This is a genomic window from Streptomyces sp. NPDC127595 (genome assembly GCF_042671685.1).
In the GTDB taxonomy this organism is placed as follows: Bacteria; Actinomycetota; Actinomycetes; order Streptomycetales; family Streptomycetaceae; genus Streptomyces.
Window position 1 is genome coordinate 447927 of record NZ_JBHXWK010000007.1, and the last position, 26424, is coordinate 474350.

A 26424-nucleotide genomic window follows, 5' to 3' on the forward strand; every position below is an offset into this window, starting at 1 on the left:
GCATGGATTCTACGGTGAGGGTGTGACAGTCGAGCGCCGTCGTCGGTCACGGGACCAGACTGTCCAGCGGAACGTGCGGGTCGGCGAGCGCCTCGGTGTCCACCCGGGCCCGGGATCGGATCAGCTGCTGGATGGGCTCCGTGACGTCCCACACATTCACGTTCATCCCGGCCAGCACCCGTCCCTCCTTCAGCCAGAAGGCGATGAACTCCCGCTTGCCCGCGTCGCCACGGATCACCACTTGGTCGTACGTCCCCGGGGGCGCCCAGCCCGAGTACTCGAGCCCGATGTCGTACTGGTCGGAGAAGAAATAGGGCACGCGGTCGTACGTCAGCTCGCGGCCCAGCATCGCGCGGGCTGCCGCCGGGCCGCCGTTGAGGGCATTGGCCCAGTGCTCGACGCGCAGCCGGGTGTCGAAGAGCGTGTGGTGGAAGGAGGCGACGTCGCCGGCCGCGTGGATGTCGGGGTCGGAGGTGCGCAGCCGCTCGTCGACCGCGATGCCCCCGCCGTGCGCGCGGTCGGCCATCTCCAGGCCCGCGGCCTCGGCGAGGGCGGTGCGCGGGGCGGCGCCGATCGCGGCGAGCACGTCGTGCGCGGGGTGTTCCTCGCCGTCGTCGGTGCGGGCGGCGAGCACCATGCCGTCCTGGCCGACGATCTCGGTGAGGCGGGCGCCGAAGTGGAAGCGGACGCCGTGCTCGCGGTGCAGTTCGGCGAAGATCTGGCCGAGCTCGGGGCCGAGGACCGCGTGCAGCGGGGTCGCCTCAGGTTCGACGACGGTGACCTCGGCGCCGTACTCCCGGGCCGCCGCGGCGACCTCCAGGCCGATCCAGCCGGCGCCCGCGATCACGATGTGGCCGTTGTCCCGGCCCAGCGCGGTGAGGACGCCCTTGAGGCGTTCGGCGTGGGCGAGGCGGCGCAGGTGGTGGACGCCGGCGAGGTCCGTGCCCGGGACGTCCAGGCGGCGGGGCTCGGCGCCGGTCGCGATGAGGAGCTTGTCGTAGTGCACGAGGGTGCCGTCGTCGCCGAAGCGGACCGTCTTCGCGCTCCGGTCGATCGCGTCGACGGTCTGGCCGAGGTGCAGCTCGATGTCGTTGCGCGCGTACCAGGCGGGTTCGTGGACGAAGACGCTGTCGCGTTCCTCCTTGCCGAGGAGGTAGCCCTTGGAGAGCGGCGGGCGTTCGTAGGGGTGGTCGCGCTCGTCACAGATCAGTATCACCCGCCCGGTGAACCCCTCCGCTCGGAGCGTCTCGGCCGCTTTCGCTCCGGCCAGTCCGCCTCCGACGATGACGAATGTCTGATCCGCGTCGACCACTTGATGCCTCCTCGTAAGGATGTCGCCATATGCGAGCGTCCCGCACGCAGCGTGATGCGGGAAGAGGGAGAGGCCCGATCAGGCCACGCAGGGTCACCCTTCGCGGGCCCCATGGGACCTTCTGGTGAGCCTGAGGTGCAGGGAACGCGCCGAGGCGTCGGTGAGTGAGGAGATGTGGTCGACGATCACGCGCTTGCGTGCTCTGTCGTCCGGGGCCTCGTCGAACAGGGCGCGGAACTGCGGGTCCAGGCCGTCCGGGGCGCGGTCGGTGAGCGCCTGGGCCAGCTCGGCGACGACGATCCGCTGGTCGGCGCGGAGCCGCTCCTGTTCGGCGCGCTGCATGACGTACCGGTCGGCGACCGCCTTGAGGACGGCGCACTCCAGGCGTGCGGCGCGCGGGACGACCAGTTCCGCCGCGTACCGCGTGAGCCGTCCGGTGCCGTACCTCGCGCGCGTGGCGCCCTCCGCGGCCAGGCAGAACCGCCCGATGAGCTGACTGGTCGCGTCCTTCAGCCGGGCCTGTGCGACGGCCGAACCGTCGTACCCGTGCGGCCACCACTCCTGTTCGAGGAGCCGGTCGAGGGCCTCGGCGAGTTCTTCGGGGTCGGTGTCGGCGGGCACGTACCGCCCGATGGCCACCGCGAAGACCGCCTGCCGTTCCGGCTCGGCGTGCAGGCAGTTGGGGTCGATGTGGCCCGCGTGCAGTCCGTCCTCGACGTCGTGCACCGAGTACGCCACGTCGTCCGACCAGTCCATGACCTGGGCCTCGAAGCATGTACGGGTGCCGGGGGCGCCCTTGCGGATCCAGTCGAAGACGGGCCGGTCGTCCTCGTAGACCCCGAATTTTCGTGAGGCGGGGTCGGTGGGGTGATCGCCGCGCGGCCAGGGGTACTTGGTGGCGGCGTCGAGGGCGGCGCGGGTGAGGTTGAGGCCGACGCTGACGAGTTCGCCGGTCGTCCTGGAGCGTACGAAGTGCTTCGGCTCGATGCGGGTGAGCAGGCGAAGCGACTGGGCGTTGCCCTCGAAGCCGCCGCAGTCCGCGGCGAATTCATTGAGCGCCTGCTCGCCGTTGTGCCCGAAGGGCGGGTGTCCCAGGTCGTGCGAGAGGCAGCACGCCTCGACGAGGTCGGGGTCGCAGCCGAGGGCCGCGCCCAGTTCGCGGCCGACCTGGGCGCACTCCAGGGAGTGGGTCAGGCGGGTGCGGGGGCTGGCGTCCCAGATCTGGCTGCTGGTGCCGGGGGTGACGACCTGGGTCTTGCCCGCGAGGCGGCGCAGGGAGGCCGAGTGCAGTACGCGTGCGCGGTCGCGCTGGAAGGCGGTGCGGCCGGGACGTTTGTCGGGCTCGACGGCCCAGCGCTCGGTGGAGGTGTCGTCGTATCCACTCCACGTCGCGCTGTCTTCGTATGCCTCGTGCGTCTCGTGCCCGGTCTGCTCGGTTGCCTCGTGCTTGGTCTGGTCGGTTGCCCCGTGCTCGGTGCTTTCGGACTTCGGTGCGGTGCCTTCCATGCCCCGACAGTAAACGCAGCCAGTGACAAACGGGGCATGCCCGTCCGCTCGGGACGGCGCTTCAGGCCGTGGCCAGGGCGCGTTCCGGGGCGGGCTCGGGGGTCGCGAGGGCCTGGTCGTAGCGGTGCAGGACCAGGCGGGCCATCGCCGGGTGGTCGCCCAGGGGCTCGGCGGCGATCCAGGGGGCGGCCGCGGCGCACTCGGTGGCGAAGCGGCCCGGTGCGGTGAAGTACGAGGCGACGGCGATGCGGTGACGGCCGCGGGCGGCCATGGCGCGTACGGCGGCGGCGACGGTGGGCGCGGCGGCGGACGCGTACGCCGGGACGACGGGAACGCCCAGGCGCTCGGCGAGCAGCTGGGCGGTGCGGCGGGTGTCGACGGCCGCGTCGGGATCGCGGGACCCGGCGGCGGCCAGGACGATGGCGCTCGACCGGCGCGCCGAGTCGCTCATGCCCGTCCGCCAGCCGGCCTCGACGAGCCGCGCGTACAGCGTCTCCACGAGCAGGGGGTGCGGGCCGAGCGGCGCGGCGACGCGAGTGCGGAGCGGCGCGGGGGCGGTGGCCGCGGCTTCGGGGATGTCCCGCTTGACGTGGTAGCCGCGGCTGAGCAGCAGAGGGACGAGGACGGCCTCGTCGGTACCGTCGCCGTGCAGCGCGGCGAGCGTGTCGGGCAGCAGGGGCTCGTTCAGTTCGATGTGTCCGAGGTGGACGGGCAGGTGCGGGCGGAGCTCTCGGACCCGCTCGATCAGGATGCGTACGGTGTGCAGCGCGCGCGGGTCGCGGCTGCCGTGCGCGGCGAGGACGAGCGCCGGAGGTACGGGGCGGCGTGCGCCGTTGAGCGAGACAAGACTGAGCTGACTGCCGAGCCTGCTGGTGATCGCGTTCATGAGTTGCGCCGTACTGTCGAGGTGGGCGCCGACGAGCGGCCTGGGGCCACCGGGGCTGGGCGAGGACTCGTCGTGTGCGGGGTTCGACGCCGTCATGGCGCCGATCCTGACGGTACGAGGTTGCCGCGCCGTTGCGCGGGTATGACGGGTGTTTTCCGGGGGTTCACCGTGCGGTGCGGCGGTGTGTGAGCGGCCGTGACCTGCACCTGCGACGCACCGAGTGAAGCTGGTCACGCCACGGAACGCCAAGAAAGCGAACCGGATCACTGTTCGACGCGTCCTCCATGGTCGAGGCCACCTGGGGAGGGGACCGCCCGATGCGCCATCTGAAGCTGCCGAAGCCACGCAGACTGCGCCTGCCGCGCCTGCCGCGTTTGCCACGTCTGCCGCGCACTCGTGCCGGGCAACGGCGGGCCGTACAGGGGTTCGTACTGCTCTGCGTGCTGGCGCTGCTTCCGTCGACATGGATGTACGTCGTGACGGGCGACCGGCTGCGTACGACGGCGGACGCCCCGCGCACAGAGGTGGCCGTGGTCTTCGGCGCCGGGCTGTGGAACGGCGAGCCGTCCCCGTACCTCGCCAACCGCCTCGACGCGGCGGCCGAGCTGTACCGCGCGGGCCGTGTCGAGGTCGTCCTCGTCACCGGCGACAACAGCCGCGAGGACTACGACGAACCGGACGCGATGCGCACGTATCTGAGCGAGCACGGCGTCCCCGACGGACACATCGTCAGCGACTACGCCGGCTTCGACACCTGGGACTCGTGCGTACGGGCCAAGAAGATCTTCGGCGTCGACCGTGCCGTCCTGATCAGCCAGAGCTTCCACATCCGCCGCGCCGTCGCGCTGTGCCAGGAGGCAGGCGTCGATTCGTACGGCGTCGGGGTCGACGCCAGGCATGACGCGACCTGGTACTACGGGGGCGCCCGGGAGATCCTGGCAGCGGGGAAGGCCGCACTGGACGCGGTGTTCCAGCCGGATCCGCGGTTCCTGGGGCCCAAGGAGTCGGGGATCGGGCAGGCATTGGCGGCGGCGGGAGAATGATGGCGGTCACCGACCTCACTCCCGCGGAAAGCCGCGTCTGGGAAGCCTTTCCGCTCGGCGAGGGGATCGACTTCCGTGAGAGCGCGGACGAGGACTCCTCGGCCGGCTCCTCATGGGGCCCCGAGCGGACCGTACGCGCCGAGGTGCTGCGGGCGCTGCTGATCGACGGACCGGCCCACGACGGTGAGATCGCCGGCCTGAACCTGACGGGCGCGCGCATCACCGGGCAGCTGGATCTCACGTACGGGACGGTCCAGCACGCCGTGCGGCTGCGGTCCTGTCACTTCGAGCAGACCCCCACGCTCTACGGGGCGGAGATCCGGGCCCTGGTGCTGAGCGACTCGGTGCTGCCCGGGCTCACCGCGGGAAACCTGCGCGTCGACGGGGCGCTGCGGATCAGCTGCTGCCGTATCACCGGCCCGGTGCGGCTCAAGGGGGCGAAAATCTCCGGCGCCGTGTTCGCGAACGGGGCCCGCCTGGGCCTCCCGACGACACCGGACACCCCCGACTCCGACGCCCCCGAAGAAGCGGCCCTCCAGCTCAACCACGCGGACATCGGCACCGACCTGTGGGCCGTCGGCCTCGTCGCCCACGGCCAGGTCCGGCTGAACGGGGCCACGGTCGGCGGCCAGGTGAACCTCGACAACGCCGAACTGCACGCCCCCGGCGGCACCGCCCTTCACGCCGAGGCCCTCTCCGTCGGCACCGACCTGCGGGCCATGCGGCTGCGCGCCCACGGCCGGGTCAACCTGAGCGGCGCCCGGATTCCGCACCAGCTCAACCTCACCCACGCCCGGCTGTCCCACCCCGAGGGGCAGGCCCTGCGCGCCAGCAGCTGCGTCATCGGTGAGCTGTGGCTGCGCGAGGCCGCCCCGATCGAGGGCGCCGTGAACCTGCGCCGTTCCCAGCTGGACCTTCTGCACGTCCCTCCGGAGGTGTGGCCCGCTCGCGTCAGGATCGACGGCCTCAACTACCGCAGCCTCGCCCCTCATCTCCCCGCCAGGGAGCGACTGCCGCTGCTTGAAAGGGAGGAGGGCGGCTATCTCCCGTACGGCTACGAGCAGTTGGCCACCGCGTACCGCACCGCGGGTGACGACGCCGCGGCACGCACCGTCCAGCTGGCCAAACTCCGTCGGCATCGCAGCACCCTGCCCCGCTACGCCCGGTTCTGGGGCCATCTGCAGGACGCGACCGTCGGCTACGGCTTCCGCCCGATGCGCGCGGCCGGCTGGCTGCTGATCCTGCTGCTCGCCGGAGCTCTCGCCTTCACACTGAACCATCCGCAGGCGCTGAAGCCCGACGAGGCCCCGGACTTCATTCCCGTCTTCTACACCCTCGATCTGCTGCTGCCCATCATCAGCTTCGGGCAGGAAGAGGCCTTCTCGCCGCACGGCTGGTACCAGTGGCTGGCCTATCTGCTGATCGCCATGGGTTGGATCCTGGCGACGACGATCGCGGCGGGCGTCACGCGCTCACTGAACCGTCAGTAGCGCACGGCCGGCCCGCCCTGCACAAGCCCCCGCCGGTCAGTGCCAGTTCCCGTCCTCGATGAGCTTGCCGTCCGTTCGTAGTCGGCCGGCTACGGCGGGGGCGGCCACGTAGACCCAGGCGGGCACTTCGGTTCCGTCCCCGCGTGTCGCGTTCCGCAGGACGCGTTCGTACAGGTTGTGGGGGTCGCCCGGTGTGTACTCCTCCAACTGGTCGAGGGCGGCGAGCAGTTCGTCGTAGGCCTCGGGAAGCGCGGCCACGACTTCCCCGCTCACCGCTCCGCCGGGTTCTTCGACGGCGTACGGGTAGCCGGGGCCCTCGTACAGCACGATCCCCCGCATCCTTCCCGGCTCCTCGGACGCCGTACGGCCCCGGAGGAAGAGGTCGTGATTGTGCTCGCCGGGGCGCAGGGTGCCGTAGACGAAGAAGGGGTGCCTCACGCGTCGGTCTCCTTCTGCCGAGTGCTTCTTGTTCTTGCGAGTAATATGCAACAAGCTTAGTGGTCCTTACCGTCTGTGTTGGACGCGGAGCCACTTCATGCCCGAATTGCTGCCGGATGCGGGACCTCAGCGTGTTCTCGCCGCCTCGAACTTCGTCTACACCATCGGAAGCGGTCTCTACCTGACCGCGGGGGTCCTGTACTTCACCCAGGCGGTGCACCTCCCGGCGGCCCAGGTGGGACTGGGACTCGGCATCGCCGGATTCGTCTCGCTCGCGCTGGGCATCGGCGCGGGGCACCTCGCGGACAGATACGGAGCGCGTGGCGTGTACGCGGTCACGCTCGTCGTCCGGGCGGTGGCGACGGCCTGCTTCGTACTGGCTCATCTCGGGCACCATGCTCGTCAACACCGTGATCGTCATCGCGTTCCAGGTACGGGCCAGCCGCGGCATCGACTCCCCCACGGCCGGCGGAGACGCCTACCGCCGGTCGGGCGTGGCCTTCCTCGCCTCCTGCTCACTGATCTCCCTGTCCGCGGGAATCCCGGCGTGGGCCGCCGCCGCGCTGCTCATGTCCGCGGTGGTGATCCACGCGATCGGCGAACTGTGGCACTCCGCCGCCGGTTTCGAGGTCTCCTTCGCCCTCGCCCCGGAGCGCGCCACCGGCCAGTACCTCGGCGTGTTCGGCCTGGGCGCGGGCCTGGCCGAAGCCCTCGGACCAGTCCTGCTCATCTCGCTCTGCATCACCTGGGGCCGCCCCGGCTGGTACGTCGTCGGAGCGCTGTTCGCCCTCACCGGCCTGGCGGCACCACTCGCCGTCCGGTGGGCAGAGCGCCAACAGCACGCCGAGCGGGCCCAGTTCGAGGCACCGACAAAGGTGGTGACCGCGGATCGCCCGAGCGGCAGACTGACCGCATGATCGGATCAGACCCCAAGGACGACCTCCGTGTCCATCTTCAGGACGCTCGCGACACTCTGCTCTGGAAGCTCGAAGGGCTGTCGGAGTACGACATCCGCCGTCCGATGACTCCGACCGGCACCAACCTGCTGGGGCTGGTCAAGCACATGACCGGTGCCGAGGCCGTGTACCTCGGGGACACGTACGACAGGCCGTTCGGCGGGCCGCCCCCGCCCTGGGTCCCCGGCAGCGACGCCGAGCCGGACTCGGACCTCTGGGCGACCGCCGAGGAGACCCGTGAGGAGATCGTCGGGCGGTACCGCCGGGCTTGCGCACACTCGGACGCGACGATCGAGGCGCTGGACCTCGACGCGATCGGCCACCTGCCCGGGGAGATGCGGAAGGAGATGCGGATGACGATCACGCTCCACCGATCGCTCGTCCACATGATCGCCGAGACCGACCGGCACGCCGGGCACGCCGACATCATCCGGGAACTCATCGACGGGGCTGTGGGGCTGCGGACCGGGGACGACTACATGGGGCCCCGCGACGCGGCGTTGTGGGAGGAGCGTCGACTTCGGCTCGAGCGTGCGGCTCGGGAAGCGGCAACTCGCCAGGCCCGAACGGAGACGCCCGGGTGAGGCCTGTTCACGACCGGGCCCGCAGCCGGGGCGCCTTCCCGCTCCGTGCGGCGGGCTGTGGGTGACGACGAACCCCGCGAGTCAGCGCGTGCCGGAGCGCGCCACGCGGAAACCCACGTCGTCGACCTGGAAGGTCGGGTGGCTGCGGCGCCGTACGGAGGAGCGGCAGCTCCAGTGTTCGTCGAACCAGCCGCCGCCGCGGAGCACGCGGTAGGTGCCGTAGACCTCTGGATCGTAGGTGTCCCAGCACCATTCCCAGACGTTGCCGAGCATGTCGTGAAGGCCCCACGGGTTGGGGCGTTTGCCGCCCACGTGGTGGATTCGGTCGTGGGAGTTGGCGCGGTACCAGGCGATCTCGTCCAGCGGGCCGTAGTGCGGTCCGGTCGTACCGGCGCGGCAGGCGTGTTCCCACTCGGCCTCGGTGGGCAGTCGGTAGCCGTCTGCGGAGGTGTCCCATTCCATGTCCTCGGTGTCCTCCCCTCGGTACGCAGGCATCAGGCCCTCGCTTCGGGACAGGGCGTTGCAGAACCGGACGGCGTCCCACCAGGAGACGCCCTCGACGGGGAGGCGGTCCTCATCGGCGGCGCTCGGCGGCCGGCCGGTGATCTGCTCGTACAGCATCCGCGTCACCGGGAACGCCCCGAGCCGGTAGGGCGCGAGCTCGACCGACCAGGCGCGCCGCGTGCGCCGGTCAGACAGCCTGACCTCGCCCGGCGGGATGGCGATCATCTCGTGCCCTGCGCTCGCTTCCATGGGGAGGTGATCCTAGCTATCCGCCTGTGCGCGGGTGCAGCCAGATCCGCAGCGGGCCGACCGGTTCGAAGCCCTGGCGGAGGGCTGCCGCCAGGTCGGCCCCGTGCTCGTAGCCGACCACCGGCAGGGTGGGGAGCAGCCGGTGCACGGCGTCCAGTACGACCGGCCAGGCCGCGTCGGGGCCACCGTCCAGGGCGAAGACATTGGAGATTCCGACCACTTGGGCACTCCGGCTCGCCACCGCTCCGGCAGTCACGCCACCTCCGGGGGACCGCGCGGCGATGAAAAAGGTGTCCTGGTCGTCGAGCAGTTCGGGCCGGAAGAGGTCCGCGCTGCCGCCCCCGTCGTCCCAGGCGAGCGCCCAGGCGCGCAGGGTGTCCGGGTCGCCCACCACGTCCCAGGCGAGGTACGAGGCGGTGGCGGGCGGACGCGCCGGGCGGTGGATCCACTCCGCCTCGAACAGCACCTGGAAGCCCGCCCCCGTCAGGTCGAGGTCGGCGAAACTGTCCTTCACGGAGGCGCCCGGCTCGGCGGTGTCGATCCGGGCTGTCAGCGCGGCCGGGTCGGCGCCGCGGGCCAGCGTCACCGCGTCGGGGTAGTACAGCGGCGTACGGACGGGCGCGGCCCAGGCCTGCGCCCCGAACTCGCCCACCACGCGGTGCGATCGGCTCATCACCGCGCACCACTCGGCGTTGTTGCGGGCGGCGGTCTCGGCAAGGAGCTGCTTCGGTGGTGTCACAAGGGCGGATCATGGCCCGTGCCTGCCGGCCAGGTCGAACGGTTTCCCACCGCCCGCGCCGACGCGACGCGACGCCGGATGATGCGCGGATTCCCAGCCGCAGTCGACGTACCGAAAAAAGTCGCTGCCGAGGACATAGATCCTGCGGCACCACACGTCAAAGGAACGGCACCTGTATCGGATGGCTGCCTGCTTTGAGGGGGTTGGACGGGGGACGTGGAAGACGACTTTCAGGCGTTCATGGTGTCGCGGTGGCCTGCGCTGCTGCGTACTGCGTATCTCCTCACCGGCAATCGGCACGACGCGGAGGACCTGGTGCAGACCGCGCTGGCACGCGCGTACAGCCGGTGGTCGCGGGTGAGGCGGGCGGACAGCCCGGACGCGTACGTCTGGCGCATCATGATCAACATCAATGTGGACCGGTTACGCAGGCTGAAGATCCGTGAGTGGCTCACCCACCGCATGCCCGAGCGCCCGGCGGAGGACCGCACCGAGGAACTCGTGGCACGTGGCCCGCTCCTTGACGCACTGGGCCGGCTGCCGGCGCAGCAGCGGGCCGTGGTGGTTCTGCGCTACGCGGAGGACCGCACCGAGACGGAGGTGGCGGAACTGCTCGGCGTAGGGGTCGGGACGGTGCGCAGCCACGCCGCCCGCGCGCGGGCGAAGCTACGCGCAGACGGTGCCTTGCAGGATTTCATTCCCGAGGTTCTTGGACGAGGTGGAAGTACATGAACGACCAGCATGACGCGGAGGCCGCAGAACTCGGCGACCGGCTGCGGGAAGCGACCGATGTCCTGGGTCCGGGTCGGCCACCGGTCCTCGCGGTGATGCGCCAGGGGAGCCGGATCCGGCGGCGCCGTCGGCTCATGGTGACTACGGTGTTCGCCGCCACCCTGCTCGTGCCGTGGGCCGCGACCTCTTTCCCCGGCCTGGCCCGGGGCCCGGTCGCCGCACAGGACGGAGAGGCGGTCAACGGCCCAGCCGCGGTGCGGGTGGTGCAACCGTACGAAGGGGTCGAGGTGGGGTCTCACCCGGAATTCTCGATCAGGTTGTGGGGGCCGGACCAACAGCGATCCGAGGACAGGGGCTATACCATCAACTACACGGGTGTATTCGACCCAGACATCACGAAATCTCCCGTATACCCCCTGGTCAGGTCGGACGGTTCCGTCAACCGGCTCAACGCGTCCCGCACCGTCATCGGGGACGAGATAATTGTCAGCGGGACTTGGCGGACCGCGACCGGGAAGCCTCCCTCCTCGATCTCGGTCACCCAGAGCGGCCGGACCTACGACGCGCGGCTGCTGAGGCTGCCGGAAACGCCGGACTGGGGCGTGTACTACGCGGTCGTCAACCGCTACCCCCCTTCGGCGTCGGCCGCGTCCCGCAAGCCGGTCCCGATACCAGAGGATCTGCTGGTCCAGATGCTCGATGGCAACGGACACGTCATGAAGCGGATCCAAGACGCCGAGTCACCCCGGATGCCTGTGGTGGACCGCAGCCCATGACCAAGAGTGAGCTGCGCCATACCCGGGACTGACATAGCCCAGTGATGCCCCTCCCGTCCCAGTCGTGAACCGGTACCACCGGCGAAGGGCTGAAGGACAGGAGGGTGCGGCGATGATTGTCAGCGATTCTTGGGGGCGACCGTGGTGACCTCGGCACCCGGCGGTGTCGGGCTCGTGACTGCGGCGCCGCGCCGACGGAGTGCGGCGGAGGGACATGACTGGTGGCCCGGTATCCAGGGGCTGCGCGGTGTCGCGGTGTTGATGGTCGTGCTCTCCCACGCGGGGGTGGGCCAACTGCAGGGCGGGTACGTCGGCGTCGACGTCTTCTTCGTGATCTCCGGCTTCCTGATCACCTCGCTCCTGGCGCGCGAACTCGCCGCCACGGGCCGGATATCCCTCCGGAGGTTCTACGCCCGCCGCGCACTGCGCCTGCTGCCCGCCGCCACGCTCGTCACCGTCACCACGCTGGGCGGTGCCTGGCTGTTCCTGTCCCCGATCCGCTTCCAGGAGTACGCGGACGACGCACTCGCCGGTCTGCTCTATGTGCTCAACCTCCAGTTGGCGAGCGCCGACACGGACTACCTCTCCGAAGGAACCACGCCGTCGCCGTTCCAGCACCTCTGGTCGCTGGCCGTCGAGGAGCAGTTCTATCTGCTGTGGCCGCTGCTGTTGCTGCTCAGCTGGCAGCTGGTGCGACGCGGACGCGGGGTGCCGACAGGCGGGCCGGAAAGAGAGGGCCTGGCCGGACGCGGCGTACCGGTGGTGCCGCTCGCCCTGGTGTGCCTGGTGTCGTTCGCACTCAGCGTCGCCACGACCGCGCACTCGCCCTCCTGGGCCTACTTCGGCCTCCACACCCGTGCGTGGGAGCTCGGCGCCGGCTCGCTTCTCGCGCTGAACACCGGCCGCTTGGCACGTCTGCCGGCAGGGGCCGCTGCGCCAATGACGTGGATCGGCCTCGCCGCGCTCGTATTTGCCGCGGTCCGCTACGACCAGGACACCCCGTTCCCCGGATATCACGCACTGCTGCCGGTGCTGGGCACCGCGCTCGTGCTGGCCGGCAGCTGCGCGCCCGCTCCCCGCGGCGCCCAATGGCCGCTGGCCTCCGGCCCGTTCGCACGGCTGGGCGGGCTGTCGTACGGCTGGTACCTCTGGCACTGGCCCATCCTGTTGACAGCCCCGAGCGCCCTCGACCGGCCGGTCACGGTGCCGCTCGCGCTGGCACTCAGCGCGTTCGCACTGCTGTTGGCCTGGCTGACGTATCACCTGGTCGAGAATCCCGTGCGGTTCCACGCGGCGCTCCGCGAACGGCCGGCCCGCGCTCTTGGCCTGGGAGCCGGCCTGTCGGCGACCGCCTTGTCGCTGGTGCTGACCGCGGCGGCCTGCGCGCCGCCGATCGCGTCGAGCGGGGCCGCCCCCGAGCTGAGCGCGGCGGAGGCTGCCGCGCCCGATCAGGCGCAGCTCGAAGAGCTCTTGTCCGAGGCCGGGTCGCAGTTGCCCGGCAATCTCACGCCGTCCCTGGCAGACGTCAAGAAGGAGCGGTCGGCGGTCTATCGCGACGGCTGCCACGTGGGCTACGAGGAGACGCGGATACCGGGGGACTGCGTGTACGGCGATCCGTCCTCGGACACGGTCGTGGTGCTCTTCGGCGACTCCCACGCGGCCCAGTGGTTTCCGGCGCTGGACCTCCTCGCGCGGAAAAGCCACTGGAAGCTGGTGTCCCTGACCAAGGCGTCCTGCAAGATCCCCTCCCCGACCACCCTCCTCGACGGTGAGCCGTACACGGCCTGTGACACCTGGCGGGACAACGTGATCGACGTCATCGACGCACTCCACCCCACGCTGATCATCGTCTCGAATTCGGACTCGGGCCCCCTGGCACACCCGGCGGCCGACTCGGTACAGCAGTGGACGGCCGGATACCGGGACACCTTCCAGAGGCTTCGCGCCACCGGTGCCGAGGTGGCCGTCACGCTCGACACCCCCTGGCCGAAGGGGGACGCCGTCGAGTGCGCCGCGTCCCACCCGCTGGAGCTGGACCGCTGTGCGAGGCGGCTGTCCGAGGCGGTCGACGAGAACCGTCGGGACCTGACCCGGGACGCGGCCGGGCAGGAGGGCGTCACGGTGATCGATCCGGCGCCCTGGCTGTGCGCACCGACGGGCACCTGCCCCGTACTCGTCGGCAACACCCTCGTCTACCGCGACAAGAGCCATATGAGCGAGACGTACGCCGCGTCCCTCGCCCCCGTCCTGGGCGAGACCCTCGCCCCCCTCATCACGACGGGTGCCCGTTGACGCCCACCCGCGACCGCGGGGAACTCACCCGCCGTGCGGGACGACTTCTGGGATGTACCGGTTCCGACAACAGGCCTGAGAAGAAGGAGTGTTGAGGAGAAATGGAAGCTGAGCAGGGGAGTAGCCGGCGCGGGGTGCTGCGAACCGCGGTGGCGGGCGCCTTGGGTGCAGGCCTGACAGCCACGGCCGGCGCGGGCGGCTGGGCCCCGGCCGTGGCCGCCGAGGCGAAGGCGGCCGGCACCGGAGGGGTCCAGGTGGCAGTGCTGCTGTACGACGGGTTCACGGCACTGGACGCGGTGGGGCCGTACGAGGTGCTGTGCCGGGTGCCGGAGGTACGGGTGACGATGGTCGCCCAGGAGGCGGGGCCGGTACGCACGGACACGGGCGAGCTGCAGTTGGTGGCGGAGAGCGCGATGCGCGACGTCCGCACTGCCGACGTGTTGCTGGTGCCCGGCGGCGGTCAGCGCGGGACCGTGGCAATGATGGAGGACGTCGGCGTTCAGGACTGGATCCGCCGGATCCATCGCCACACCACCTGGACGACCTCGGTGTGCACGGGGTCCCTGATCCTGGGGTCGGCCGGGCTGTTGCGGGGGCTGCCGGCCACGACGTACTGGGCCTCGCGCCCGTACCTGGAGCAACTCGGCGCGACGTACACCCTCGGCCGCTTCGTCGAGACCGGGAAGATCATCACGGCCGCCGGGGTCTCCGCCGGCATCGACATGGGACTCCATCTCGCTGCCCGCCTGTCCACCGAGAAGGTGGCGCAGGCGATGCAGCTCGCGGTCGAGTACGACCCGGACCCGCCGTACGACACCGGCAGCCCGGAGAAGGCCGGCGCCGAGACCGAGGCGCTGGCCCTGAAACTGCTCGCCGACGCGGCCCGTTAGCCTCCGGCGCAGGGGCGCCACTTCCGGTGTAGGGGCGCTAGCTTCCGGAGTAAGGGCGCTTCTCCTTCGCCTCCCTCAACGCCCTTGCCCACCAAGCCAACTGATCCAGCATCACATCGGCTGCGGCCGCCGGTCCCGCCGTGTCCCGAGGCTGCCCCTCCGCGTCGAACACGGCACCCGCGCCGTGGAACGACACCGTGTCCCGCACTGTCACGGCGTGCAGTTCGGCGAACACCTGGCGGAGATGTTCGGCGGCGCGCAGGCCTCCGGCGAGGCCGCCGTAGGAGACGAGGGCTACAGGCTTGGCGCGCCACTCGGTGTAGTGCCAGTCGATCAGGTTCTTCAGACCTGCGGGGAAGGAGTGGTTGTACTCGGGTGTGAGGACGACGAACGCGTCGGCTGCGACGAGGGCGGGGCTGACCCTGGCCAGTTCGGCGGCCGTCTCGGGGGTCGGGGAAAGCGTCGTGGGGAGGTGGACGGAGGCGACGTCGACGACCTCGGGAACGAAGTCCTCGCGTTCGCCGATCCGGCCGAGCAGCCAGTCGGCCACGACGGGACCGAAGCGGCCCTCGCGGTTGCTGGCCACGACAACCGTGACCCGTACCGGGGGCTCGGGGTCCGGGAGGGGGACCGGTACGGGGGCAGGGGTGGCGGCGGGGGCGGTGAGGGTGGCTGGGGCGGTGAGGGTGGCGGGGGCGGTGGAATCAGCTGTGGGTGTCGTCTTCATGCGCCACAGCCTCATACCTCAACCTTTGTCGAGGTCAAGGCGACACCGGGGTCGCGAAGGCGACAGCAGCGACGCGGGGGGCGCGACGCGGGCGGCCTGAGCAGCGCGGGCGACACGGCAGCGCAGGCAGCACGGGCGACGTGAGCGACGCAGGCAGCACCGGCGACGCGGGCAGTACCGGCGACGCGGGCAGTACCCGCCGCACGACAGTCCGGCACCCGGCACCCGGCACCTGGCGCCCGCCCCCGACAGCCGCCTCCCCCAGTCACCCGTTCACACCCCCGCCCCACCCCCATCCGGTTCTTTTCCGTGAGGTCTCGCCCGCACCCCGGTGACCTGCCGGAATGCCGGCGATCCAACCCTTCCGGGCCACTCTTCTGACACCCGTTCACATCATTTCTGACGCTTCATCAGGAAGCGCGTCCGGTCATGTGCCACTTACCTCGGAAGGGCAGGGGTACGACCGACGCAGCGGCACTTGGGGGTGTCGCCGGCCGCGCCCCCTCGGAGGAGCAAGCAACGATGGGACGCACTGTCCGTCTGGTGACCGGTACCGCACTCGCCGTCGCCGCCGCGGGCCTCGCCGCCGCGCCCGCCTACGCCGGGGACTCGGGCGGCCTGGAGATCTATCCGTCCACCGTCGTCCCCGGCGGTGACGTCACGGTGAACACGGCGGCGTGCGGCGAGGAGGGCACCGCGACGGGTGACGCCAGCGCGGTGGGCGCGGGCTCGTTCACGCTGGCGCCCAGCGCGCACGAGCAGGACGCGATCGGGCAGTTCCGGGTGCCGCCGGGCGCGCAGCCGGGGACGTACGAGATCGTCGCGCAGTGCCCCGGCGGCCGGCAGGTCACCGGCGACCTGATGGTGACCCTGACGTCCACGCGCCAGCAGATTCATCCGCGCGGACATGTGAAGACGGGGGTCGGCGGCGCACTCGGCCCCGACCCCGTACAGACCACGGCGGGAGTGGCGGCTCTGGCCGTCGCCGCCGCGGGCGGTACCTGGCTCCTGCATCGCCGGGCGAGAGGCGACGGGATCTGACGGACACCCTCCGCTGTCCGTCCACCGGTACCGCAGTCCCCTCCCCCTCCGTGGCCCGACGCCCCTCGCGGCCCGGAGGGGAAGGGGACCAACACCAACCCCGGACCCCGGCCCCTGGAGAGGCCGGGCCCCGAGAGAGGAGCTCACGTGCGCCGCCGGGTCAGCAACCTCGCGATAGCTTCCGTCACCGCGGTCGCCCTCTGCTCCGGCGCCTGGCTGCTGCGCAGCGGCGCCGAGACGCACGCGCCGCCCCAGCCGTCGGCCGCGCAGGCGGGCGCCAAGGAGCCGGCCGGGACGTCGGCGGCGGCGCGGGCGCTGCCCCACTCCCCGCCCGACCGCATCCGCATCCCCTCGATCCACGTGAACGCCCCCCTCATGGGCCTCGGCCTCACCCCGCAGGGCAGCCTGAACGTCCCGCCCGCCGCGAAGAAGAACCTCGCCGGCTGGTACGAGGCGGGCACCACCCCCGGCGAGACGGGCACCGCCATCGTCGCCGGGCATGTCGACAACGCCGACGGCCCCGCCGTCTTCTACGACCTCGGCGCCCTCAAGAAGGGCAGCCGTATCGAAGTGGAGCGCCGCGACAGCAGTACGGCCGTCTTCACCGTCGACGCCATCGAGGTGTACGACGCCGACGACTTCCCCGACGAGAAGGTCTACGGCGCCGCCCACCGCCCCGAACTGCGCGTCATCACCTGCGGCGGCGGGTATTCGAAGTCGACGGGATACCAGGGGAACGTGGTCGTCTTCGCCCATCTGACCGGCAGCCGCGCCCGCTGACCGGCGCTGGTCACTCGCCGCGACAGAAAACGGCCGCGGGATTACGCTGAAAGCGGCGGGATTACCTTGATAAAGGGGCAGATTCTTTTCCCTGGCTTGAGTGTTGACGCCTCGGCCGGGAGCTAGGAGGCCCGTATGTGGCCGATAGCCAGAATGGTCGTCACTGCCGCGTCAGCCATTGCTCTGAGCGGTGGCATCACGGCGACGACGGCGACCGAGGCGAGAGCGGACGATCTGTCGCCGAACGAGATCTTCGAGCGGGTGGCGCCCGCGACCGTGCAGGTGCTGGTCGCCAATGAGGGCAACGGTACGGGGATCATCTACGACGCCGAGCAAGGCCTGATCCTCACCAACGCCCATGTGGTTGCCGGTCATGCATCCCTCCAGGTCCGCATCGCGGACGGCGATCCCGTGCCCGTCCGGCTGATGGCCAGCGACCCGTGCGAGGACCTCGCCGTCGTGAAGCTCGCGACGCCGCAGAAGGACCTGAATCAGGTCGAGTTCGGAAACAGCGGCGACCTGAAACAGGGAGATGAGGTGACGGCGATCGGTTATCCGGTGGGAGCGGGCGACATCAGCAAGGAGAAGGCCGTACTCACCAGCGGTGTGGTCCAGTCGCCCGATGTCGGTATGGAGGGCAACGTCAGCATCTTCCCCGATCTGCCGTCCACCGTGCAGCATTCGGCAACGCTCAACGGCGGCAATTCCGGCGGCCCGCTGCTCAACGGGAACGCGGAACTCGTCGGCATCAACACCTTCAGTCTTTCGGGCACAGAAGGCCAGTACTACTCCATCAGCAGCAACCACGCCCAACCCCTCCTCCAAGGACTCGCTGACGGACAGAGCAAGGACAATCCCGGATGGCAGGGGCTGATCTCGATCTCCGACCCGGACTTCGCCTCCTACTTCTCCGAGGACGCCCAGACCGACGCGCTGGCCCTGCAGAAACGGCTCTTGGCCAACAACATCGACGGCCTCTTCGTGTCGACCGTGGACAGCAACTCTCCGGCCGCCGACGCACAGTTGGTGCCCGGTGACGTCATCACCCAGCTCAAGGACAGTCCCGTCAACACCGTTCAGCAGGTCTGCGACATCCTTCAGTCGTCCACGCCCGGTGAGAAACTCGGCGTCACCGGCGCCTACACGGACAGCGGGACCTACGACGACGGGACACCATACGCGTTCGGCGACCCCTGGCAGATCAACGTCACCCTGAAGCAGTGACGCGACGGCAGAGACGTACTCCCCCTGCGCCAGCCACTGGCGACACGGTCGCAGGGGCGCACTCCCGCTACGCCACCCACTGCTGATACGCCAGATTCGCCACCAGCGCGAACACCACCGTCAGCAGCACGACCCGTACGAACCCGCTCCCCTTCTTGAGCGCGGTGTGCGCCCCGACCATCCCGCCCGCGAGGTTGAAGACGGCCATCAGCGCGGCCAGTTGCCAGAACACCGTGCCCTTCCAGGCGAAGGTCGCGAGGGCGCCGGCGTTGGTGCAGCAGTTGACGATCTTGGCGGTGGCCGAGGCGGTCACCAGGTCGAGGTGGAGGAGCGCGGTGAGGGCGAGCACGAGGAACGTACCCGTGCCGGGGCCGATGAGCCCGTCGTAGAAGCCGATGCCCAGGCCCGCGAGTCCGATCGCGGCGACGACGCGGCGCGGCGAGACCGGGGTGGTCGGCGGCGCCGTGCCGAAGGCGGGCCTGACGAGGACGAAGGCTCCGACGCCGAGCAGGACGACCATGACCACGGGCTTCAGTACGTCGGTACTCATGCCCGTCGCGACGAACGCCCCCGCCGTGGAACCCGCCAGCGCCCCGAGCCCGATCCGTACGGCCATGCCGACGTCCACGGGCGCCTTGCGCGCGTACGTCACCGCCGCGCCCGTCGTCCCCACGATGGCGACCGCCTTGTTCGTCCCGAGCGCGTACGCGGCCGAGGTGCCGCCCGGCAGCCCGAGCAGCATCGCCGGGAGCAGGAGCAGCCCGCCGCCGCCCACCACCGCGTCGATCCAGCCGGCCGCGAGTGAGGCGAGGCAGAGGACGGCGACCGTGGTCAGTGATATGTCGGGCATGATCGCGACCCTATGGACGAGATAGATGTGCCGTCCATGGGTCTCGGGAAGCTTGAGGGTCTTCTGAGCTTCGCCACGTGGTGAGGCCGCCCGCGGCGGGCGGGGCCTTGGCACCCGCTGGGCTCACCCCTGCGGGCGGGGCTTCTGCGACTCGGCACACGCTGAGGCCGCCGGGGCGGGCGGGACTCCAGCGGCTTCGCGCCTGCTGGGCGCGCCCGTGCGGCCGGGGCTTCCGCGCCTCGGCACACGCTGAGGCCGCCGGGGCGGGCGGGGCTTCAGCGGCTTCCCACCCGCCTGGACCCACCCATGCGGCCGGGACTTCCGCGCCTCGGCACACGCCGAGCCCGCCGGGTCGGGCGGGACTTCAGCGGCTTCCCACCCGCCTGGACCCACCCATGCGGCCGGGACTTCCGCGCCTCGGCACACGCCGAGCCCGCCGGGGCGACCAGGACATCCACCGCCCGGCACCCGCCCAACCCGCCCACGCGACCAGGACCCCCACCGCCGCCACCCACCCAACCCGCCCACGTGGCCGGGGCTTCTACCGCCCGCCACCCACCCAACCCGCCCACGTGGCCGGGGTTTCTACCGCCCGGCGGGCTGAGCCGTCCCTGCAGCTGGGTTTTCCGGTGTTCGGTGGAGTACTCCCGGGCTACCCGGTGACCTGAGGCCCGGCCCGCTGAGCTGCCGTACGGCCTGGTCATCCGAGGTTCGGCCCGCGGGCCCCCGCATCCTCACATCCGGCCCCGGGCCCCGCTGAGCGCAGCGTTCCCTCCGGGAAACAGCCGGGATGCGGCCGGGTAACACCGGCCCCGCACGCTGCGGTCATGACCTCGAATACGCGTGTGGTGGTGATCGGCGCCGGGCCCGCAGGCGTACGGCCCACTCGGCGGCCGGTCGAGTTCGGCACCGACGACGGAGGCTTCTGATGCAGACGGACACCACGAAGGCGGCGATGGCGGCCGACGGGTCCGCGTCCGCGCACACCATCGTGCTCGTCGGTCACGGCATGGTCGGTCAGCGCTTCCTCGAAGCGCTCGCCGAGCGCGGGCTGACCGGCACGCACCGGGTGGTCGTGCTGTGCGAGGAGCCCCGCCCGGCGTACGACCGGGTCCAGCTCACCTCGTACTTCTCGGGCCGGACGCCGGACGAACTCTCGCTCACGGACCGGGAGTTCATCGAAGAGCACGGCATCGAGCTGCACCTCGGCGACCCGGCCGAGACGATCGACCGGGAGGCGCGGACGGTAACGGCCCGCTCCGGCCGGGTGGTTGCGTACGACACTCTCGTCCTCGCCACCGGCTCCTACCCGTTCGTCCCTCCCGTCCCGGGCAAGGACGCGGAGGGCTGCTTCGTCTACCGCACCATCGAGGACCTGCTCGCCATCGAGGAGTACGCGAAGGCGCGCGCCACCACAGGCGCCGTCGTGGGCGGCGGGCTCCTCGGCCTTGAGGCGGCCGGCGCGCTCAAGGGGCTCGGACTGGCCACGCACATCGTGGAGTTCGCGCCGCGCCTGATGCCGGTGCAGGTCGACGACGGCGGTGGCGCGGCGCTGCTGCGCACCATCGAGAACATGGGCCTGTCCGTGCACACGGGCACCGGCACGCAGGAGATCGTCGTCGGCGACGACGGCGCCGTCACCGGCATGAAGCTGTCCGACGGATCCCAACTCTCCGCCGATCTGGTGGTGTTCTCGGCCGGCGTGCGCCCGCGCGACCAGCTGGCCCGCGACACCGGGCTCACGGTCGGTGCGCGCGGCGGCATCACGGTCGACGAGCAGTGCCGTACCTCGGACCCGCGGGTGTTCGCGATCGGCGAGTGCGCGCTGGCGTCGGACGGCCGGGTGTACGGGCTGGTCGCGCCGGGCTACGAGATGGCCGCGACGGCCGCCGCCACCATCGCCGCGGACGAGTCGAGCTTCACCGGCGCCGACCTCTCCACCAAGCTCAAGCTCCTCGGCGTCGACGTCGCGTCCTTCGGCGACGCGCACGGTGCGACCGCGGACTGCCTCGACGTCGTCTACTCCGACTCACGCTCGGGCACGTACAAGAAGCTGGTCATCGGCCGCGGCGGCGAGCTGCTCGGCGGGATCCTGGTCGGCGACGCGGACGCGTACGGCACCCTGCGCGCCTTCACCGGTTCGGTCCCGCCGGTCTCCCCCGAGCAGTTGGTCCTCCCGGCCGGCGCGGGCGCCCCGGTCGCCCTCGGCCCTTCCGCGCTCCCCGACTCCGCCGTCATCTGCTCCTGCCACAACGTCAGCAAGGGCACGGTCCGCGGCGCGGTCACCGAGCACTCCTGCGCCACCGTGCCCGAGGTCAAGAAGTGCACCAAGGCCGGTACGGGCTGCGGGAGTTGCGTGAAGGTGCTCGGACAGCTCGTCAACGACGAACTGGAGGCGAGCGGCGTCGAGGTCGACCACGGCCTGTGCGGCTGCTTCGGGCACACCCGCGAGCAGCTGTACGAGATCGTCCTCTCGCTCCGGATCACCTCGCACCAGGTCCTGCTCGACCGCTACGGCCGCGAGGGCGCCCGGGGCGGCGACGGCTGCGAGATCTGCAAGCCCACCGTCGCCTCCATCATCGCCTCCCTCGCCCCGACGATCGGGGCCAATGGCTATGTCCTGGCGGGCGAACAGGCCGCACTCCAGGACACCAACGACCACTTCCTCGCCAACCTCCAGAAGAACGGCTCCTATTCGATCGTGCCGCGCATCCCCGGCGGCGAGATCACCCCGGAGAAACTGATCGTGATCGGTGAGGTGGCGCGGGACTTCGGCCTCTACACCAAGATCACCGGCGGTCAGCGCATCGACATGTTCGGCGCGCGGGTGGAGCAACTCCCGCTGATCTGGTCCCGGTTGGTGGACGCGGGCTTCGAGTCGGGGCACGCGTACGGGAAGTCGCTGCGCACGGTGAAGTCCTGTGTGGGCCGGACCTGGTGCCGCTACGGCGTCCAGGACTCCGTCCGCATGGCCATCGACCTGGAGCTGCGCTACCGGGGGCTGCGTTCCCCGCACAAGCTCAAGTCGGCCGTCTCCGGGTGCGCCCGTGAGTGCGCCGAGGCCCAGTCCAAGGACTTCGGCATCATCGCCACCGCCGGCGGCTGGAACCTGTACGTCGGCGGCAACGGCGGCGCCACCCCGCGCCACGCGGACCTCCTCGCGCAGGACCTCTCCGACGCCGAACTCATCCGTCTCATCGACCGGTTCCTGATGTTCTACATCCGCACCGCCGACCGGCTGGAGCGCACCTCCACCTGGCTGGAGCGGATCCCGGGCGGCCTGGAGCACGTGCGCGAGGTGGTGGTGGAGGACTCGCTGGGCATCTGCGAGGAGCTGGAGTCGCTGATGGCCGCGCATGTGGCGGGCTACCGCGACGAGTGGGCCGAGACCATCAACGACCCGGAGAAACTGGCCCGGTTCGTGTCCTTCGTGAACGCCCCGGACACCCCCGACCCGGTCGTCGGTTTCGTCCCCGAGCGCGACCAGATCAAGCCCGACCTGCCGCTGCTGACCATCGGCACCCGCCCCCTGGAAGGAAGCGCCCAGCGATGACTCCTGCTCCCGAGACAACGGCGCTCAAGGTCCAACTCCTGCTGACGAAAGGCTGGTTCACGGTCTGCGAGCTGAGCCTGCTGACCCCGGGCCGCGGAGTCGCCGCGCTTCTCCCCGACGGCCGCCAGGTGGCGGTGTTCCGCGACCGCGCGGGCCGCACGTACGCCGTCGACAACCGCGACCCGTTCACCGGCGCGGCCGTCCTCTCCCGCGGCCTCACCGGCACCCACCAGGGCCGGGCCTTCGTCGCCTCGCCGCTCCTGAAGCAGCGGTTCGACCTGGAGTCGGGGCAGTGCCTTGACGATCCTGAGGTGCGGGTGGCGGTGTACGAGGTGCGCGCGGCCTGACGGTCCAGTGGGACCGCCCGGAACTCACATCTCCAGCTCGCCTCGAATGTCACACCTTCAACGCGTCGTACGTCACGCCCGTCAGCTCCTCCGAAGCCTCCCAGAGCCGCTCCCCCGCCACGTCGTTGAGCGTCCACCCCGCCCGCCAGGACTTCGCGGGCGAGCCCCGCCACATCGCGAACGAGGGCCCGGTGAAGGAGTCGGGCAGTACGCCGGGCGCGGTGGCGGCGTACAGCGAGGGCAGCGCGCCGGCTTCGGCGCTCTGCCCGAAGACCCGGTTGGCGATCTCGGCACCCCGCTCCGCGCTCTTGCGTCCGGCCAGCTTCGGGCCGGCCGTCTGGAGGTTCGTGGAGGCGTACCCGGGGTGCGCGGCGGCCGCGACGACCTCGGAGCCGATGGTGGCGAGGCGCCGGGCGAGTTCGTGCGTGAAGAGCAGGTTGGCGGTCTTGGAACGGCCGTAGGCGATCCAACGCCGGTACCTGCCCTCGCTGTTGAGGTCCCGGATGTCGATGTTGGCGAGCGCGTGGACGAAGCTGGAGAGGGTCACGACGCGGGCGCCGGGCGTGCCGAGCAGGGTGGGCAGGAGCAGCCCGGTGAGGGCGAAGTGCCCGAGGTGGTTGACGCCGAACTGCGTCTCGAACCCGTCCGCCGTACGGCCGTAAGGCAGCGCCATCACACCGGCGTTGTTGACGAGCAGGTCGAGCCGGTCGTAACCGCGCTCGTACGTCACCGCGAACTCGCGTACCGATTCCAGGTCCCCGAGATCCAGCCGTACGAACTCGACGAGCGCGCCCGGCACTTCGGAGACCAGCCGGTCCTCCGCCTCGGCCCCCCGCGCCTCACTGCGGCAGCCGAGGACGACCCGGGCACCCTTGCGGGCCAGCTCCCGTGCCGTGACGTATCCGATACCGCTGTTGGCGCCGGTGACGACGGCGGTGCGGCCGCTCTGGTCGGGGATGTCGCTCGTGTTCCAGCCCGTCATGACTGAGCTCCCTCCGGGTGTGCCGGTGGCGGACACTCCAGCGTATGCCGCGAGGCGGCCCGGTCCGCCCCCGCGGTGCCGCCGTCCGCGCCACCGTCGCCGGGGGCCTGACCGGCCCCCGGCTGGGTGAGGGCCCGACCGGCCCCCACCCAGCCGTCCGCCCACCCGTCACGGATTGTCCATGACACGTCAACTCGGCGCGTCTAGGATCCGTCAGCGCGCGACCCCGCCATCGACCCCGGCGGCGGGGCGGTCACGGCCCTCTGGAGCGAGAGTGGAACGTCGTACCCTTCTGCGTGCAGCCGTCCTCGGTGGTTCGTCCGCCGTGCTTGGCGGAACCCTGTGGCGTGGCGCCGCCTACGCGGCACCCGCCCAGCCCGGCACCGGCCCCTACGGAGCGCTCGGCACGGCCGACGCCAACGGCATCCAGCTGCCGGCCGGATTCACCAGCCGGGTGATCGCCCGTTCCGGGCAGACGGTGCCCGGCACCTCGTACACCTGGCACAGCGCCCCGGACGGCGGCGCCTGTTACGCCGACGGCACGGGCTGGATCTATGTCTCCAACTCGGAGATCAGCCCGTCGGGCGGGGTGAGCGCGGTGAAGTTCTCGTCCACCGGCGCGATCACCGCGGCGTACCGGATCCTCGCCAACACCCGGACGAACTGCGCGGGCGGCAAGACCCCGTGGAACACCTGGCTGTCCTGCGAGGAGGTGTCCCTCGGCTATGTCTACGAGACCGACCCGTGGGGCGTGAACGCGGCGGTGCAGCGGGCCGCGCTCGGCCGCTTCAAGCACGAGGCCGCCGCGGCCGACCCGGTGCGCCAGGTGATCTATCTGACCGAGGACGAGACCAACGGCTGCCTCTACCGCTTCGTCCCGACCACCTGGGGCAACCTGTCCTCCGGCACACTCCAGGTCCTCGTCGCGGGGACCGCCACCTCCGGCTCCTTCACCTGGACCAACATCCCCGACCCGGACGGCTCCCCGACGACCACTCGCACCCAGGTCGCCGCGGCGAAGAAGTTCAACGGGGGTGAGGGCTGCCACTACGCCGACAACACGGTCTGGTTCACCACCAAGGGCGACAACCGCGTCTGGCAGCTCAACCTGGCAAGCAGCACGTACGAGTTGGCGTACGACGACTCGCTCGTGACGTCCGGCACCGCCCCGCTGACGGGCGTCGACAACATCACCGGCACCGCCTCCGGCGACCTCTTCGTCGCGGAGGACGGCGGCAACATGGAGATCTGCGTGATCACGCCCAGCGACGTGATCGCCCCGTTCCTGCGCATCAGCGGCCAGTCGCTCTCGGAGATCACGGGGCCGGCCTTCTCGCCCGACGGCAGGCGGCTGTACTTCTCCAGCCAGCGCGGTACCAGCGGGAGTTCCTCGGGCGGGATCACGTACGAGGTGACGGGGCCTTTCAGGTCGTAACCACCCCGAGAGAGGTGCGGGTGGGACATATGGCGACCTCGGCGTAGTTCATGAAGTTCCCAGGGAGCGCTGCTTATCTGTGCTCGCCATGTCCCATCCGCTCTCTCCCCGGAGGCCTCGAGCCATGCCTCGGAACCATCCCGCCCCCACCCGCCGCTCGTTCCTCGGCGGTGCCGCTCTCGCTTCGTTCGCACTCGCGGCCGGCGCCGGAACGGCGAACGCCTCGTCCGCGCCCCGGACTTCCTCGTATCCCACCGAGATCCCGCTCCCGAACGGCTTCCTCCCCGAGGGAGTCGCCATCGGCGCCCAGCCGTACGCCTACTTCGGCTCACGCGCCAACGGCGCCGTCTACCGCGCCGACCTGCGCACCGGCGAGGGCGTCGTCCTCTACGCGGGCGCGACCGGCACGATCACCAACGGGCTGAAGCTGGACGACCGTGACGGCCTGCTGTACCTCTCGTCGGGGTCCGCCGGAGGCGCCGCGCGAGTCGTCGACTCCCGTACCGGCAGTCTGGTCGCCACGTACCAACTGACCGACCCGACCGGCCACTTCATCAACGACGTCGTCCTGCTCGGCGACCGCGCCTGGTTCACCGACTCCTACGGCGCCGTCCTCTACGGCGTGCCGCGCGGCGGCACGGGAACCGTCCGCGAGCTGCCGATCGGCGGCGCCTGGGTCCAGTCGGCCACGGGAATCAGCGCCAACGGCATCGTCGACAGCCCCGACGGCAAGGCTCTGATCGTCGTCAACGGCGGCAAGCTCTACAACGTGCCGCTCGCGACCGGCACAGCCACCGAGATCACCCTGAGCGGCACCACCGCCCTCACCAACGGCGACGGCCTCCTACGGATCGACCACACGCTGTACGTCGTCCAGAACCGCCTCAACCAGGTCAGCGTCCTCACCCTCGACGCCAAGGCCACCACCGCCACCCTGACCCGCACGATCACCGACCCGCGCTTCAACATCCCCACCACGGCCGCCGTGTTCGGCAGTCTCCTCTACGTCGCCAACGCCCAACTGGGCCTGCCCACAACCCCGGACACTCCGTTCAACGCGGTGGCGGTCGCGCTCTGACCCACCACGG

The 26424-nt window shown here is 70.9% G+C and carries 24 protein-coding genes; 15 read left to right on the plus strand and 9 right to left on the minus strand.

Annotated elements, in window-relative coordinates; translation table 11 throughout:
* Positions 1-46: 46 nt before the first annotated feature.
* The 3 genes from ACFVKT_RS24630 to ACFVKT_RS24640 form a co-directional block, all read right to left on the minus strand.
* Entirely contained in the window at positions 47-1312 is a 1266-nt protein-coding gene (locus ACFVKT_RS24630; RefSeq protein ID WP_385734903.1) for an NAD(P)/FAD-dependent oxidoreductase, read from the minus strand.
* Positions 1313-1405: 93 nt separating this feature from the next.
* Positions 1406-2818, minus strand: a complete 1413-nt coding sequence (locus tag ACFVKT_RS24635) for a deoxyguanosinetriphosphate triphosphohydrolase (protein WP_385734904.1) — start codon at positions 2816-2818, stop codon at positions 1406-1408.
* Positions 2819-2879: 61 nt separating this feature from the next.
* Entirely contained in the window at positions 2880-3800 is a 921-nt protein-coding gene (locus tag ACFVKT_RS24640; RefSeq protein WP_385734906.1) for a sirohydrochlorin chelatase, read from the minus strand.
* Between the two features lie 221 nt (positions 3801-4021).
* Between ACFVKT_RS24640 and ACFVKT_RS24645 the strand changes: the two genes are divergently transcribed.
* The gene (locus ACFVKT_RS24645) at positions 4022-4747 is read left to right on the plus strand and encodes a vancomycin high temperature exclusion protein (protein ID WP_385734908.1); all 726 of its coding nucleotides are present in this window, start codon (positions 4022-4024) and stop codon (positions 4745-4747) included.
* Entirely contained in the window at positions 4747-6237 is a 1491-nt protein-coding gene (locus ACFVKT_RS24650) for a membrane-associated oxidoreductase (protein WP_385734910.1), read from the plus strand. Before ACFVKT_RS24645 ends, ACFVKT_RS24650 begins: the two co-directional genes overlap by 1 nt.
* 36 nt (positions 6238-6273) lie before the next feature.
* Here ACFVKT_RS24650 and ACFVKT_RS24655 read toward each other — a convergent pair whose 3' ends face one another.
* Complete coding sequence (locus ACFVKT_RS24655) at positions 6274-6675, minus strand: gamma-glutamylcyclotransferase family protein (RefSeq protein WP_385734912.1); 402 nt, start codon at positions 6673-6675, stop codon at positions 6274-6276.
* A gap of 395 nt (positions 6676-7070) precedes the next feature.
* On the opposite strand from ACFVKT_RS24655, the gene ACFVKT_RS24660 reads away from it, so the two are divergent.
* Complete coding sequence (locus ACFVKT_RS24660; RefSeq protein ID WP_385734914.1) at positions 7071-7592, plus strand: hypothetical protein; 522 nt, start codon at positions 7071-7073, stop codon at positions 7590-7592.
* Positions 7589-8215, plus strand: coding sequence for a DinB family protein (locus tag ACFVKT_RS24665; RefSeq protein ID WP_385734916.1), 627 nt, complete (start codon positions 7589-7591; stop codon positions 8213-8215). Before ACFVKT_RS24660 ends, ACFVKT_RS24665 begins: the two co-directional genes overlap by 4 nt.
* Positions 8216-8296: 81 nt before the next feature.
* Here the strand turns inward: ACFVKT_RS24665 and ACFVKT_RS24670 are convergent, their stop codons facing one another.
* Entirely contained in the window at positions 8297-8968 is a 672-nt protein-coding gene (locus ACFVKT_RS24670; protein ID WP_385734918.1) for a formylglycine-generating enzyme family protein, read from the minus strand.
* Positions 8969-8984: 16 nt separating this feature from the next.
* Positions 8985-9641 (minus strand): hypothetical protein, encoded by a 657-nt coding sequence (locus ACFVKT_RS24675; protein ID WP_385735043.1) that lies wholly within the window; start codon positions 9639-9641, stop codon positions 8985-8987.
* Between the two features lie 282 nt (positions 9642-9923).
* Between ACFVKT_RS24675 and ACFVKT_RS24680 the strand changes: the two genes are divergently transcribed.
* The 4 genes from ACFVKT_RS24680 to ACFVKT_RS24695 all read left to right on the plus strand — a co-directional run bounded on the left by ACFVKT_RS24680 (position 9924) and on the right by ACFVKT_RS24695 (position 14397).
* Complete coding sequence (locus ACFVKT_RS24680) at positions 9924-10439, plus strand: SigE family RNA polymerase sigma factor (RefSeq protein WP_385734920.1); 516 nt, start codon at positions 9924-9926, stop codon at positions 10437-10439.
* On the plus strand, positions 10436-11215 hold the full coding sequence (locus ACFVKT_RS24685; protein ID WP_385734922.1) for a hypothetical protein: 780 nt from the start codon (positions 10436-10438) through the stop codon (positions 11213-11215). The genes ACFVKT_RS24680 and ACFVKT_RS24685 overlap by 4 nt, the downstream gene beginning before the upstream one ends.
* 174 nt (positions 11216-11389) lie before the next feature.
* Positions 11390-13507: an acyltransferase family protein gene (locus ACFVKT_RS24690; protein ID WP_385734924.1), complete on the plus strand. Its 2118-nt coding sequence runs from the start codon at positions 11390-11392 to the stop codon at positions 13505-13507.
* 101 nt (positions 13508-13608) lie between these two features.
* Complete coding sequence (locus ACFVKT_RS24695) at positions 13609-14397, plus strand: DJ-1/PfpI family protein (protein ID WP_385734926.1); 789 nt, start codon at positions 13609-13611, stop codon at positions 14395-14397.
* A 37-nt stretch (positions 14398-14434) separates the two neighbouring features.
* On the opposite strand, the gene ACFVKT_RS24700 is transcribed toward ACFVKT_RS24695, so the two are convergent.
* The gene (locus ACFVKT_RS24700; RefSeq protein ID WP_385734928.1) at positions 14435-15124 is read right to left on the minus strand and encodes an NADPH-dependent FMN reductase; all 690 of its coding nucleotides are present in this window, start codon (positions 15122-15124) and stop codon (positions 14435-14437) included.
* A 522-nt stretch (positions 15125-15646) separates the two neighbouring features.
* Between ACFVKT_RS24700 and ACFVKT_RS24705 the strand changes: the two genes are divergently transcribed.
* The 3 genes from ACFVKT_RS24705 (at position 15647) to ACFVKT_RS24715 (ending at position 18169) form a co-directional block, all read left to right on the plus strand.
* Positions 15647-16165 (plus strand): hypothetical protein, encoded by a 519-nt coding sequence (locus ACFVKT_RS24705; RefSeq protein ID WP_385734930.1) that lies wholly within the window; start codon positions 15647-15649, stop codon positions 16163-16165.
* Positions 16166-16312: 147 nt separating this feature from the next.
* Positions 16313-16945: a class F sortase gene (locus ACFVKT_RS24710; protein WP_385734931.1), complete on the plus strand. Its 633-nt coding sequence runs from the start codon at positions 16313-16315 to the stop codon at positions 16943-16945.
* A gap of 135 nt (positions 16946-17080) precedes the next feature.
* Complete coding sequence (locus tag ACFVKT_RS24715) at positions 17081-18169, plus strand: S1C family serine protease (RefSeq protein ID WP_385734933.1); 1089 nt, start codon at positions 17081-17083, stop codon at positions 18167-18169.
* A gap of 67 nt (positions 18170-18236) precedes the next feature.
* Here ACFVKT_RS24715 and ACFVKT_RS24720 read toward each other — a convergent pair whose 3' ends face one another.
* A complete protein-coding gene (locus ACFVKT_RS24720; protein WP_385734935.1) occupies positions 18237-19019 on the minus strand; it encodes a sulfite exporter TauE/SafE family protein in 783 nt (260 codons plus the stop codon).
* Between the two features lie 928 nt (positions 19020-19947).
* Between ACFVKT_RS24720 and nirB the strand changes: the two genes are divergently transcribed.
* Complete coding sequence (gene nirB, locus ACFVKT_RS24725; protein ID WP_385734937.1) at positions 19948-22572, plus strand: nitrite reductase large subunit NirB; 2625 nt, start codon at positions 19948-19950, stop codon at positions 22570-22572.
* Positions 22569-22919, plus strand: a complete 351-nt coding sequence (gene nirD, locus ACFVKT_RS24730) for a nitrite reductase small subunit NirD (protein WP_385734938.1) — start codon at positions 22569-22571, stop codon at positions 22917-22919. The genes nirB and nirD overlap by 4 nt, the downstream gene beginning before the upstream one ends.
* 49 nt (positions 22920-22968) lie before the next feature.
* Here the strand turns inward: nirD and ACFVKT_RS24735 are convergent, their stop codons facing one another.
* Complete coding sequence (locus ACFVKT_RS24735; protein ID WP_385734940.1) at positions 22969-23901, minus strand: oxidoreductase; 933 nt, start codon at positions 23899-23901, stop codon at positions 22969-22971.
* Positions 23902-24175: 274 nt separating this feature from the next.
* Here ACFVKT_RS24735 and ACFVKT_RS24740 point away from each other — a divergent pair, with 274 nt between their 5' ends.
* Together ACFVKT_RS24740 and ACFVKT_RS24745 are read left to right on the plus strand one after the other, a co-directional pair.
* Entirely contained in the window at positions 24176-25336 is a 1161-nt protein-coding gene (locus ACFVKT_RS24740; RefSeq protein WP_385734942.1) for an alkaline phosphatase PhoX, read from the plus strand.
* Between the two features lie 124 nt (positions 25337-25460).
* A complete protein-coding gene (locus ACFVKT_RS24745; protein ID WP_385734944.1) occupies positions 25461-26414 on the plus strand; it encodes an SMP-30/gluconolactonase/LRE family protein in 954 nt (317 codons plus the stop codon).
* Positions 26415-26424 lie beyond the last annotated feature (10 nt).